10 protein-coding genes are annotated in these 13,215 nt (G+C 62.7%); 7 read left to right on the forward strand and 3 right to left on the reverse strand.

Annotation, left to right across the window (positions count from 1 at the left end; translation table 11 throughout):
• Positions 1-103: 103 nt before the first annotated feature.
• From ACN19L_RS09500 to ACN19L_RS09525, 6 genes are all read left to right on the forward strand, one after another.
• Positions 104-940 carry an ABC transporter permease gene (locus ACN19L_RS09500; RefSeq protein ID WP_426493242.1) on the forward strand — a complete coding sequence of 279 codons (837 nt, stop codon included), beginning with the start codon at positions 104-106 and terminating at the stop codon, positions 938-940.
• A 351-nt stretch (positions 941-1,291) separates the two neighbouring features.
• Complete coding sequence (locus ACN19L_RS09505; RefSeq protein WP_426493243.1) at positions 1,292-1,837, forward strand: RNA polymerase sigma factor; 546 nt, start codon at positions 1,292-1,294, stop codon at positions 1,835-1,837.
• 28 nt (positions 1,838-1,865) lie between these two features.
• Entirely contained in the window at positions 1,866-2,735 is an 870-nt protein-coding gene (locus ACN19L_RS09510) for a HEAT repeat domain-containing protein (protein WP_426493244.1), read from the forward strand.
• 107 nt (positions 2,736-2,842) lie between these two features.
• Positions 2,843-3,613, forward strand: coding sequence for a DUF4097 family beta strand repeat-containing protein (locus ACN19L_RS09515; RefSeq protein WP_426493245.1), 771 nt, complete (start codon positions 2,843-2,845; stop codon positions 3,611-3,613).
• A gap of 40 nt (positions 3,614-3,653) precedes the next feature.
• Positions 3,654-4,352, forward strand: coding sequence for a hypothetical protein (locus ACN19L_RS09520; RefSeq protein ID WP_426493246.1), 699 nt, complete (start codon positions 3,654-3,656; stop codon positions 4,350-4,352).
• 293 nt (positions 4,353-4,645) lie between these two features.
• Positions 4,646-7,219, forward strand: a complete 2,574-nt coding sequence (locus tag ACN19L_RS09525) for a TonB-dependent receptor domain-containing protein (protein WP_426493247.1) — start codon at positions 4,646-4,648, stop codon at positions 7,217-7,219.
• A 179-nt stretch (positions 7,220-7,398) separates the two neighbouring features.
• Here ACN19L_RS09525 and ACN19L_RS09530 read toward each other — a convergent pair whose 3' ends face one another.
• Together ACN19L_RS09530 and ACN19L_RS09535 are read right to left on the reverse strand one after the other, a co-directional pair.
• Entirely contained in the window at positions 7,399-8,142 is a 744-nt protein-coding gene (locus ACN19L_RS09530) for a LytR/AlgR family response regulator transcription factor (protein WP_426493248.1), read from the reverse strand.
• Positions 8,143-8,304: 162 nt separating this feature from the next.
• Positions 8,305-9,474, reverse strand: coding sequence for a sensor histidine kinase (locus ACN19L_RS09535; RefSeq protein WP_426493249.1), 1,170 nt, complete (start codon positions 9,472-9,474; stop codon positions 8,305-8,307).
• A 246-nt stretch (positions 9,475-9,720) separates the two neighbouring features.
• Here ACN19L_RS09535 and ACN19L_RS09540 point away from each other — a divergent pair, with 246 nt between their 5' ends.
• Entirely contained in the window at positions 9,721-12,201 is a 2,481-nt protein-coding gene (locus ACN19L_RS09540; RefSeq protein WP_426493250.1) for a TonB-dependent receptor domain-containing protein, read from the forward strand.
• Positions 12,202-12,376: 175 nt separating this feature from the next.
• Here the strand turns inward: ACN19L_RS09540 and ACN19L_RS09545 are convergent, their stop codons facing one another.
• Positions 12,377-13,120 (reverse strand): shikimate dehydrogenase family protein, encoded by a 744-nt coding sequence (locus ACN19L_RS09545; protein ID WP_426493251.1) that lies wholly within the window; start codon positions 13,118-13,120, stop codon positions 12,377-12,379.
• Positions 13,121-13,215: the final 95 nt, after the last annotated feature.

A 13,215-nucleotide genomic window follows, 5' to 3' on the forward strand; every position in this document is an offset into this window, starting at 1 on the left:
TGTCATTCCGAACGAGGTAAGGAATCTGGTTTCATTCATCCAACTAGTCAACCCAGATTTCTCCTTCGTTGGAATGACAGTTACTCCTTATTCACTCTGTTCTATGGAAGCTACCCTACCCTCTCCCGATTTTACGCTGCCTGCGGCCCCGGCTCCGCTCACACAGCTAAGCCGCACCCTGGCCTCCGATACGCTCAAGCTGAAGCGCACAGCGGCGCTGCGGCTTACGCTGCTCAGCGGCGCATTTCCGGTGCTGATTACGTTCCTGATTTTCTTTTTCAAGGGTGAGGTCATTATGAAAGCCGGGGGCAGCCCCTGGCCCCGGTTTATCAATGCCAGCTGGCAAACGGCGGGTACGCTGCTGCTGCCGCTGTTCGTGGTACTGCTCACCAGCCTGGTCGTGCACATCGAAACCAAAGCCACCGCCTGGAAACACCTGTATGCGCAACCAGTAGGGCGCGGGGCCGTGTTTCTGTCGAAACTCCTGCTGATTCTGGCCTTGAATGCCGTGGCCTTGCTGCTGTTCGTGGCTTTGCTGCTGGGTGCCGGCATGCTCCTGAGTGTACTGCGGCCCAAGTTGGGGTTTGCGTGGTCTACCATTCCCTTGGAAACCATTGTGTGGATGTTCGTGCGGACCTACGTGGCTACGCTGGGGCTACTGGCGGTGCAGTACGTGGTGAGTTTGTTCTGGCGCTCCTTCGTGGTGCCAGTGGGCGTGGGCATGGGCGCGGTGGTAGCTACCATTGCCCTGCTCAGCTGGGAGCACGTGGATAAAATTCCCTACGCCGCGCCGCTGGGCACTGCCATGGCCATGAAGATGGAGAAAGGCACCCTCACCGTGGCCCACGAGCTGGCCAAGCACGAGTGGTATTCCCTGGGCTGGTTTGCCGGGGTGCTGGTAGTGGGCTACATCATCTTACTGCGCCGTAATGTGAGCTAGTAATTCCGCCCTGCATTTCCTTTCCCCGAAAGCCTCTGCCGGTTACCCGGCAGGGGCTTTTTTGCGCCGCCCCCGCAGCTATTTGCCTGAAAAATGTAGAGACGCGACACTTCGCGTCTCCCGTAAGGAGGTCCTGTACCGCCTTGCATTGTGCAACGAAGAGACGCGAAGTGTCGCGTCTCTACACTATCTGCTCACAGCACCAAACCCTGAATTTCGTTTGGTGTAACGGCCATTTTCGCCACTGAAGCACAAGCACCACCAGGGCCGGGAAAAATATTTTTCGGGAGGCGTGTAACGAATGGTTATTTGCCCGGTAATCGAAGCAAACACCACCATTCGCAGCACCGCGTGGCAACCACTTCTCCTCTCAGCGACGAGCACCTGATGCTTCAGGTTCAGGCCGACAACCTGGACCAGCTCACCCTGCTGTTTGAGCGGTACCACGGCCCGTTGTTCGGCTTCCTGACCCGCCTCAATGGTGGCAACCGGGAGGTGGGGCAGGACCTGACGCAAAACGTGTTTCTGCGGGTGCTCAAATACCGCCACACCTTTCAGCCCACCCTCAGCTTCCGCACCTGGGTGTACCAGTTGGCCCGGCACGTGCACGCCGACCACTGGCAGCGCCACCGTCCCACCACCGACCTCGACCACCTGGAACGAACCCCTACCCACGCCGCCGCCGCCCAGCACTACCACGCTACTGCTGACTGCGCTCAATCGGTGCAGGAGGCACTGAGTCTGCTGCCGGCGACCCAGCGCGAGGTACTGGTGCTGCACCGCTTCCAGGGGTTCAGCTACGCCGAAATCGGGGAAATGATGGGGTGCTCGGAGGGAGCGGCCCGGGTAAAGGCCCACCGGGCGCTGGAGGCCCTGCGGGCGGTGTATTTCAACTAACGCGTACGGGCTTCGGCCCCTGATTTCTATGGCTGCTTTTCCTGCTCACCCCGCCGAACTTCCCGAATGCTCTGCGCTACGGCCGTTGCTGCCCGCCTTTGTGGAGCAGGAGCTGCCCGCCACCGACAGCGCCGCCGTGACGGCCCACCTGCCCCGGTGTCCGGCCTGCCAGCAGCAGGTGCAACAGCTCTGCACCCTGCTCCATGCCCTCAACGACGAGCCCCTGCTGCTGCCTCCGCCGGCTATGCGCGACGCACTGCTGGCCGCCATTGCCCATGAAAAGCAGCACCTGCCCGCCCCCGCCCCTGTGCCCGTTGAAATGCCCACTGAAGCGCCGGCCGCCGCGCCCCGCCCGGGCCGGGTGCTGCCGCTGTGGGAAGCCAGCCCGGCCGGGGCGTGGCTGCGGGTGGCCGCGTCGGTAGCGCTGCTGGCGGTGGGCATGGTGCTGGGCCTGTTGCTACGGCCGGGCCAGCCGGAAGTAGCTCATCAGCCCGCGCCCGATTCGGGGGTGGCGGCCCGGCTCACGGCGGCCATGGTGCAGTCGGCCCCGGCCAGCCGGCGGCTGAGCTTGGTGAGTGCCGTGCCCGCGGAAGTGCAGCCCGGCGACCCGGCCGTGCAGGTGCTCATCACCCTGCTCAACGCCGACCCCAACCCCAACGTGCGCCTGGCCGCGGCCGACGCCCTGTTTCAGCTCCGCACCGACCCGCGTGTGGGCCCGGCCCTGGTGCAGGCCCTGCCCAACCAAACCGACCCCAACGTGCAGCTGACGTTGATCGAACTGCTCATCGCCCTGCGCGATAAGCGCGCCGTGGCCCCGCTGGAGCAGCTGGCCCGGCAGCCCGGCGTGCTGCCGCCCGTGCGCCAACAGGCCGAGCGGGGCCTGGGCCTGCTTATCTAATCTTCCTTTTCTCTCTGCTTTTCACCGTGCTGCGGGCGCGCCTTGGGGCGTTGCCGGGCAGCGCCTACGCCATCATTTTCTTCCATTCCCCTTCTTTTTCAACAGACATGAAACAGCTCCTTCTGCTGGCCCTGCTGACGGCCGGCGTGGCTCCCGCCCTGCGGGCCCAGGAATACAAAACCCGCTTCGCTAACCGCCAGGACCGCCGCCTGCTGCTGGAAATGCGCGGCAGCGACGTGGTGGTGGAAACCTACGACGGCGAGGAAGTGCTCATCAAAGGCGGCACCTACGAGGCCCCGCCCAAACGTGCTGAAGGCTTGCGCCCGGTGTACCAATCGGCGGAGGACAACACGCGTCAGGGTCTGGCCGTGAGCGTGGAGGGCAACACGGTGCGGGTGCAGCAGGTGTCGCGCAAGGATGCTACCTACACCGTACGGGTACCCCGCAACACCAGCCTCACGTTCCGGGAAGGCACCTGGACGGGCAGTAACCTCACCGTGAGCAACCTCAGCGGCGGCCTGGAGCTGGCCATGAAAAATGGTAACGCCACCCTTACGGGCATTAGCGGCCCGGTGGTAGCCAACGGTACCAGCGGCGACGTGACCCTGCAGCTGGCTCCGGGGGCCCAGGGCCCCACGGCCGTGTCGCTGATCAGTGGCAACCTCGACGTAACGATGCCCGCCGCCACCAAAACCACCCTCAGCCTGCGCTCCATGTCGGGGGAAGTGTACACCGACTTCGACCTGACTCCTAAGCCCGCCGCCAACGGCCTGAACCGGGTGGGCGGCCAAACCGTGACGGTGCCCCTGAACGGGGGTGGCTCTAAGATGACGCTGCACACCATCAGCGGCAACGTGTACCTGCGCAAAGCCAAGTAAGGCCATCCTCCCTTTTTCTCTCTTCTTTCCCCAACTCGCCATGTTCCGTTTCCTGCTACCGGGCCTGCTGGCCCTCTCCGCCGCCCCGGCCGCCCGGGCCCAGACCGTTACCGAGCAACACGCCCCCGTGGCCTCCACGCAGGCGGTGATGCTGAATCTGAAATTCGCCAACACCATTCGGGTGCGGCCCGCCACCGATGGCCAGCTGCGGGTGCGGGCCACGGTGAACATCAACCAGAACACGCTCAACGACGCCTTCCGGCTGAACCTGAGCCGCACCGACTCGCAGCTTACCGTCACGGCCGACCTGGACCAGCAGCGCCTGGCCCAGGCTACGCCCGGCACCTGTCCCGACAGCGCGTCGTGGTACTACGGCGGCAAAAACTCGTCCCGCGTGTGCGCTGATATTGTGTGCGAGGTGACGCTGCCCGCCAATACCAGCCTGCGCCTCAGCACCATCAACGGCAACGTGGAAGTACAGGGCCTCACGGGTCCGCTAAGCGCCAAATCCATCAGCGGGTTTGTGGATGTGAGCTGGCCGGCCAACCGCAGCGCCCAAGTGGCCCTGAAGTCCATAACGGGCGAGGTGTACACCAGCCCCTCGGTGGCGTTTCAGCAGCAACAACGCTACAGCTCACCGGTGGGCTACGAGGTGCGCGGCACCCTGCGCGGCGGCACCGGCCCGGCCCTGCGTCTGGAATCCATCAGTGGGAACGTGTTTTTCCGGGAGGCCCGGTAGTCCGCGCCAGGGGCTGCATTGGCGGGCGGGGCGGGGGCGTTGCCGGCTACCGGTATCGGATTTGTTGAATAAACCGGCGTGGTAAACGTAGCTGGCGGAGCTTTGCCTCACTGAACTATTCCTCTTGCCTGCCTGCTGCGGGCCTCTACCACAACCACTCCCGGCCCAACTCTGCTCCTGGTCATTGCGGCCACTGCACCTCGGAAGCCGCCAGCTACACTTCAGCCAATTTTTCTTGTCTTCCGCCTTGGTGGCGGCTCCCTTTGTCTACTCATTTCTGGCTACCCATTTCTATGAAGACTGTTACTCTCCCGCTGCTACTTACCAGCTTGCTGGCCACCCCGGTGCTGGCCCAGACTACGCCGCCCGCCGGTGCGCCCCCCGTGCAGCGCGGTGCAGCCGGTGGCCCCGGCCAGCCCGGCGCAGCAACACCGGCCAAGCCTATTCTGCCCACGGCCGCTAAAGGCACCGGCCGGCTGGAAGGTACTGTGCTGGATGCCGCTACCAAGAAGCCCGTAGAGTTTGCCACCATCACGCTGCTGCCCCTGAGCGGCACCACCCCGCTGGATGGGGGAGTGTGCGACGAGCGGGGCCGCTTTAAGCTGCAGGGCCTGGCCGCCGGTGAGTTTCGGTTGCAGATCAGCTTTATCGGCTACGCTACCCAGACGCGCAACGTCACGATTACCAGCGGCCTCACCACGGTACCTACTATCAGCCTGGAAGGCACGGCCCAGAAGCTGGGCGAGGTGACGGTAACCGGGGAGCGGGACGTAATTGAGACCAAGCCGGACCGCATTGTATACAACGCCGAGAAGGACCTGACCAACACCGGCGGCACCGCGGCCGACGTGCTGCGCAAAGTGCCGCTGGTGAACGTGGACCCCGACGGCAACGTGGAGCTGCGCGGCACCAGCAACGTGCGCGTGCTCATCAACAACAAGCCCTCGGGCATTGTGGCCTCCTCGGTAGCCGATGCCATGAAGCAGATTCCGGCCGACCAGATCAAGAGCGTGGAGGTGATTACCACGCCCTCGGCCAAGTACGACGCTGAAGGCACGGGCGGCATCATCAACATCACGCTCAAAAAGAACAACCTGGAGGGCGTGAACGGCTCGGTGGGGCTGGCGGCCGGTACGCGCAGCTCCAACGGCAACGCCTCGCTCAACTACCGCAAGGGCAAAGTGGGTCTTACCAGCTCGGTGAGCGGCTTTATGTTCTACAGCCCCAACCGCAACGACCTCACCCGCTACCTGAAGGACGGCAGCGGCCAGGAGCGCCTTTCGCTGGAGCAACAGGGCGACGGCAACACCATTGGGGGGGGCGGCTTCGGGCGGCTGGGCCTGGACTACGACCCGGCCCAGTACCACAACCTCACGCTGAACGTGCAGGGCAACCTGTTCCGCAACAGCGGCGAGTATGACCAGTACAACAACGTGCTGCTGCCCATACCCAGCGAGTTCACCCGCAACACCGACCGCCGCTTCCGCACCCAGAGTTACGACATGAGCGGCTCCTATACCCGCACCTTTGAGCAGAAGCGCCGGGAGTGGAGTGTACTGGCCCAGCACACCCGCAACCGCAACGTGCAGGCCTACCACCTCGACCAGTTTGCGGGCAACACCACCGAGAACCTGGCCAAGAACTACCGGGAGGAATCAGATAACCTCGCCCGCAACCTCGAAACCACCCTCCAGACCGACTACGCCCACCCCTTCTCGGAAACTGCCCTGCTGGAAACCGGAGCCAAGGCCATTCTGCGCCGCGTGAGCAGCGACTATGACGTGTTCAACAGCCCGTCGGCCAGCCAGCTTGACCCGGTATATAATCCAGACCGCTCCAACCTGTTCGACTACAACCAGGATGTGCTGTCGGGCTACGGCACCTACGGATTTTCGGCCAGCAAGAAGGTGAGCTTTAAGCTGGGGGCCCGGGTGGAGAATACCCGCATCAACGGCAACTTCCAGCAGCAGCAGAGCGAAAACTCGGCCGTGAAGCAGAACTACACCAACTGGCTGCCCAACCTGAGCCTAAGCTACCAGCCCCAGAACCCCAAGAAACCGGGCCAGACCCTGCGCATTGCCTATTCCAAGCGCATCCAGCGGCCCCAGATTTTCTACCTGAACCCCTTCATCAACTCCTCCGACACGCTCAACATCAGCTACGGTAACCCCCAGCTGGAACCCGAGCTGACGAACAGCTACGAAATCAACTACACCACCTTCATCAGAGGCTCGGTACTGAATATGTCGGCCTACGCCCGCCGCACCGGCAACGCCATTGAGAGCTACCGGTTTGTGGATGCCGATGGGGTGAACAACCAGACGTTCCGCAACATCGGCCGCAATGCCACCTACGGCATCAGCCTGTTTGGCTCAGTGAAGCCGGTGCCGAAGTGGGACGTGAGCGGCAACGTGAACGTGTACTACGTGTCGCTGAAAAGTGCGAGCCTGGGCCTGAACAACAGCGGAGTGATGTACAACCTGAACCTAAACTCCGGCTACAAATTTGAGAAGGGCCTGAGCGTGCAGTTCTTCGGGGGCCTCAACTCGCCGCGGGTGCAGCTGCAGGGCCGCCAGGCCGCCTGGACGTTCTACTCAATGGGTCTGCGCAAAAACCTGCTCAAGGATAAGGCTGATCTGACCCTGAACGCCGACAACTTCCTCTCGGCCACCCGCAACCTGCGCTCTATCCTCGACACCGACCAGTTCCGCCAGGAAAGCAACAACTACATCTACCTGCGCGGAGTGCGCCTAGCCTTCAACTACCGCTTCGGCAAAGTAACTCAGCAAGCCCCCAAACGCCGCCGCAGCATCCAGAACGACGACGTAAAACAAGGCGGCGACGGTAACGGCCAGGGCCAGCAATAACCCACGCCCGTCATTGCAAGCCGGAGGCGAAGCAATCCTTCCTTATTAATTCTCAAAGCTTTGAGAAGCGCAAAGCCCCTGACGTCCGTGCTGGCGTCAGGGGCTTTTGAATAGGTCGCAGGTCTGTGCTCAGAAAAGGACGGATTGCTTCGCCTCCGGCTCGCAATGACGGGTACAGGCTACAGCTTTCCGTGGTAGCGCAGCAGCTCCAGAAACGCCTCCCGATACGTTTCGCCGATGGGCAGCTGGGCACCGTGCACCTGCACGCGGTGGCGCTCCACAAACTCCAGGTGGCGCAGGTTGATGAGGTAGGACTTGTGGATGCGGGCGAAGCGGCCGGGGGGCAGCAGCTCCTCCAGCTTGCGGAAGGACTGCAGCGTGAGAATTTTGCCGGTGGCCGTGTAGTACATCAGGTATTCCTTCTGGCCTTCGGCGTAGTACAGCTCATCAATGGGCACCCGGCGCAGGCGGCTGTCCTGCTTCACAAACAGGGCCTCGGCGGTATCCTGCGGCTCGTGCGTTTCCGTGGGTGCTGATGGGATGGCGGGGGCGGCGGGCAGGGCCGTGTGGGCCCGGTGGGCGGCCTGCACAAACCGCTCGAAGGAAATGGGCTTGAGCAGGTAATCCAGCGCGGGCAGCTCGTAGCTCTGCACGGCGTAGTCGGGGTGGGCGGTGGTGAAGATGATGCGCGGCCGGGGCGCGGGCAGCAGCTGGGCCAGCTGCAGGCCGGTGAGGCGAGGCATCTGAATATCCAGAAACACCACGTCCACGGGGTTATCCTGCAGGAAAGCCACGGCCGCCAGGGCATCCTGAAACTGCCCCCGCAGCTCCAGAAACGGCACCTGCGCGCAATACTCCGCCAGCACTTTCAGGGCCAGCGGCTCATCATCCACCACCACGCAGTTTAAGGGTTGACGGGACATTGGGGAGTTATGAGTTATGAGAGTTGAGTTATGGGAGATGAATGATGAGTGGAGTGGCGGTTTGTTTTTCAGTCTCGGTGGAGGATCTGGTACCCGTTGAATGATTAGAGTAAGAGCTTGCGCAAATAGCTACAACCCAACTCATCTCTCATCATTCATAATTCAACTCTTCAACTGCACCGACAGCCGCACGGCGTATTCCTGGGCGTTGGCGGTGATAACCAAGGCGTGCCGCTCGGGGTAGAGCAGCTCCAGGCGGCGGCGCAGGTTCACGAGGCCCACCCCGCCCGGCTCGGCGGCCTCGGGGGCCACGCGGTTGCGTACCCAAAAGTGCAGCTGCCCATCGGGGGCCAGCTCCAGCTTAATGCGCACCACGTGGGGGCGGGCCGTCAGGTCGCCGTGCTTGAAGGCGTTTTCCACCAGCGGCAGCAGCAGCATGGGCGGCAGGCGGCAGGCGTGGTCGGCACCGGGCGGCAGCAGTATGGCGCACTGAATGGCCTCGTCGGCATCGTCGGGAGGCAGGCGCAGGTGCTGCAGCGTGAGGAAGCTCTGCAGGTGGTGAATTTCCCGGGCCAGCGGTACCAGGTCGTCCTGGCTGTCGTAGAGTTGGTAGCGCATCAGCTCCGAGAGGCGCAGTACCGCTTCCGGGGCCTGGGGCGAGGCGTGCAGCGTGAGCGAGTAGATGTTGTTGAGCGTGTTGAACAGGAAGTGCGGGTGCAGCTGGTTTTTGAGCAGAGCCAGCTCGGTACGCAGGTGCTGCTGCTCCAGCTCCCGGCGGTTGTCCCGCTCCCGCAGGTAGTCGCCGGCCAGCCGCAGGAAGAAGCTCAGGGCCAGAATCAGCCCGCCCAGCAGCAGGTAATAGCTCTGCAGCACCTGCACGTAGAAGCGCAGCGGCTGGTTCTGGCCCTGCACTTTTACCTCCTCGAAGTAGTAGCTCACCCCAATGCGGGTGGCGCAGAACACCACCAGTCCCAGCGCCAGCACCGCCAGGTAGCCCCCCACCCGCCCCTGCCGAAACAGCGTGGGCATGCTAAACCAGTTCAGGTAAAACAGGCCCGAGTCCAGCGCGTTGGTGGTGAGAGCCAGAGGCCAGAAATGGTCTTTAAGCGGCGGAATCAGCACGCCCTGGTTAAGCAGCCAACCCTGGGCATCGAAGTACAGCAGCAGGGCAAACCACCCCACGTGTACCCAGGGCAGCCGCCGCAGCCACGCGGGCAGCTGCCAGGCCGGGCGGCGCGGGGCGCGAGCAGAAGAAAAAGGCGAATTCAGGGTGGAATAAGGTAATGGCAGGCGAGGCCGCCCACCGAATGCTCCGGCAACATACAACCTCACGGGCACTTTCAGCGGGGTTTTCAACCAACCGCAGCGCCGGTTTCAATCAATCGGCTCTTGCCGCTCATCAGTTCGGCGCAGATGCCTGAGGGCTGGAATACTGCCTTTAGTTGAGGCCGGGCGCAACGTTGGTTGATTATTCCGTCTCTTGGGTGAAATACGCGCTACGTTTGAGCCGTTGTCTGACTGATCTTTTTCGGAACCCGTTAGGTCCTTTTCTATTCCGTTTTCTCTCCTATCCTCCGTATGAAGCAATTCTTACCGTTGCTTTTACTGGCTACGGCTCCCCTGGGAGTAGTTGCCCAGACTTCCCCCGCCACCACGGTTTCCTCTACCAAAGGCCCCGGCCGGCTTACGGGCCGGGTGCTGGATGCCGCCACTCAAAAACCCGTGGAGTATGCCACCGTGGCCCTGCTGCCCGCCACTGGTACTACCCCGCTGCTGGGCGGCACCGCCGATGCCGACGGCCGCTTCGAGCTGCAGAACCTGCCCACCGGCGAGTTTCGGCTCCAGATCAGCTTTGTAGGGTATGGTAATGTGGTGAAGACCGTTACTATCACCGCCGAGCCCCAGAACCTGGGCACGCTCCAGCTCACCGCCTCGGCCCAGAACCTGGCCGGTGTAACGGTAACCGGGCAGCGGCCCGTGGTGGAAACCAAGCCCGACCGCCTCGTGTACAACGCCGACCAGGACGCCAGCAACACCGGCGGCACGGCCGCCGATATTCTGCGCAAAACCCCGCTGGTGAACCTCGACGGCGACGGCAACGTGCAGCTGCGCGGCACCGGCAACGTGCGCATCCTCATCAACAACAAGCCCTCGGCCTTGCTGGCCGGCAACCTGGCCGAGGCCCTGAAGCAGATTCCGGCCGACCAGATCAAGGCCATTGAGGTGGTCACGGCGCCTTCGGCCAAATATGATGGGGAAGGCTCGGGCGGGGTTATCAACATTGTGCTCAAGAAAAGCAGCCTGCAGGGCATGAGCGGCAACGTGGGGGCCAGCGGGGGCAACCGGAACCAGGGTCTTAATGGCGCGCTGAATGCCAAACGCGGCAAGGTGGGCGTAAACACCAAGCTCAGCGGCTTTCGTAACCTCTACCCGTTCAAGAGCCTCACCGAGCGCACCAGCTTTCTGCCCGGTGGCGGCACCGGCCAGCTCACGGAGCGCACCACTTCGCGCAACCAGGGCCAGGGCGGCTACGGCCAGCTGGAACTCACCTATGACCCCTCGCCCCTGCACAGCTTCACGGTGAGCGGCAACGGCAACCTGTACCGCAACCAGACGCCGCAGCAGCTTTTCAATGAGTACCGGGGCCAGCCCCAGCTGGATACGCTCTACACCCGCGACATCAACCGGCAGGATGAAAGCCGCAACTTCGACCTGAACGCCGGCTATACCCGCACCTTTGGGGAGCAACAGCCCCGCCGCGAATGGAGCGTACTGGCCCAGCACACCAACAACCGCAGCCGGGGCCAGTACCGCCTCGACCAGTTTCCGACGGCCGAGCTATACGGCGGCCCGGTGGAGTACCGGGAAGCCAGCCGTAACCTGGCCCGCAACCTCGAAACCACCTTCCAGACCGACTACACCCACCCGTTCGGGGAGAAGAACACGCTGGAGCTGGGGGCCAAGCACATCGGCCGGCGGGTGACCAGTGACTACAATCTGGATACGCTGCTGGTGAGCCGGCAAACCGATTTCGCGCGCAGTGCCCTGCGTTCCAACCGCTTCGATTACACCCAGAACGTACTGGCCGCTTACAGCACCTACAACTTCTCGGCGGGCAAGAAGCACACGTTCAGCCTGGGGGCCCGCCTGGAGCGGACGGATATTGCGGGGGAGTTTCAGAACGAGGCCGGCCGTTTCCGCAACGATTACCTGAATGTGCTGCCCAACCTGAGCGCCACCCGCACGCTCAAAAAAGACGGCCAGACGCTGCGCCTGAGCTACTCCCGCCGCATTCAGCGCCCCAATATCTACTTCCTGAACCCCTACGTAAATCAGGTAACGCCCAGCTCCGTGAACTTCGGTAACCCCGCCCTGCGGCCCGAAATTGCCGACCTGGCGGAACTGACGTACAGTACGTTCGGGGAAAAATCTTCCCTGAATGCCTCAGGTTTTGTCCGGCGCACGGGCAACTCCATTGAGCGCTACAGCCGCTACAACCAGGAGCTGGCCCGCAACGAAACCACCTACGGCAACCTGGCAACGGTGTATAACTACGGCGTGAACCTGTACGGCTCCTGGAAACCTATGAAGGACTGGGACCTGAGCTCTAACCTCAGCGCCGACTACACCCGCCTGAACAGCCGCGTGCTCAGCCGCGTGAACAGCCGGGCCAGCCTCTTCATGAACGTCAACTCTTCGGTGAAGCTGAGCAAAACGTACTCGGCGCAGGGCTATGGTGGCTTCTGGACCGGCGGCGTGCAACTCCAGACGCGCTACTCCGGCGGTGTGTACTACGGCCTGAGCGCGAAGAAGCTGCTACTGGCTGAAAAGGCCGACCTGACGCTGGGCCTCAACAACTTCCTGGCTCCCGGCCGGGAGTTCCGCAGCACCACCACCACTCCCGATTTCGTGAACTACGGCAGCTTTTACTCCTACCAGCGCAACATCCGTCTCTCCTTCAACTACCGCTTCGGCAAGCTGGAAGGCGGGGGCCGTCAGCGCCGCTCCATCCGCAACGACGATGGTAAAGGCGGCGGGGGCGGACAGCAGGGCGGATAGAAAACGTCATTGCGAGGAGGCACGACGAAGCAATCCGTCCTTTTTAGGGCACAGAACTCTGACCTATTCAAAAGCCCCTGACGCCAGCACGGACGTTAGGGGCTTTGTGCTTATCTGAGGTTTGCGCTCTGAAAAGGACGAATTGCTGCGGCTCCGCCTCGCAATGACACGACCTTCACCTATTCCAGATTTCCCAGGCGGCTTCGGCCTGGAGGCAGAGCATTTCAAAGCCGTTTTTGGCGTGTGCCCCCCGGGCGTGGCCGCGGCGCATGAATTCGGTTTCGCGGGGGTTGTACACCAGGTCGTAGAGGTAGTGGTGGCTGGTGAGAGCCTCGTACGGAATGGGCGGACATTCCTCAGTAGCAGGAAACGTACCCAGCGGCGTTGTGTTGATGATGAGCTGATGCTCCTGCAGCAGCCGTGGCGTCAGCTCTTCGTAAGTCAGGCCGGCCCCCAAGGGGTTGCGCGACACCACCCAGTAGCCGATGCCCAGGTCCTTCAGCGCCACTTCCACCGCCTTGGAGGCCCCACCGCTGCCCAGCACCAGCGCCCGAAGCTCCGCCAGGTTGCCTTTGGGCAGAAACGTGCGCAGCGACTCCCGAAACCCGATGTAGTCGGTATTGTGCCCCACCAGCCGGCCATCGGGCTGAAACTCGATGACGTTGACGGCTCCTACCCGCGCGGCCGTGGGCGCTACCTCATCCAGAAAGGGCCAGACCTGCTCCTTATACGGAATAGTAACGTTGAGCCCCTGCAACCCCGGGTGGGCCGCCAGCAACGCCGGCAGCTCATGGATGGTAGCCAGCTCAAACAGCTCGTAGCGGTGGTCATCCAGCCCCAGGTTATGAAACTTCTGGGTGAAATACGTCTGCGAGAAAGAGTGCTTGAGGGAGCGGCCGAGGAGTCCGAATTCCGGCATAACGGAGGAGCTGGGGTTCAGCGGGTAAGCAACAAAAAAAACCGCCCCGGCCAAAGCAGCCCGGACGGTTTCTGGGGTAAATCCAACGGTTTCTG

The organism is Hymenobacter sp. 102, assembly GCF_049949205.1.
In the GTDB taxonomy this organism is placed as follows: domain Bacteria; phylum Bacteroidota; class Bacteroidia; order Cytophagales; family Hymenobacteraceae; genus Hymenobacter.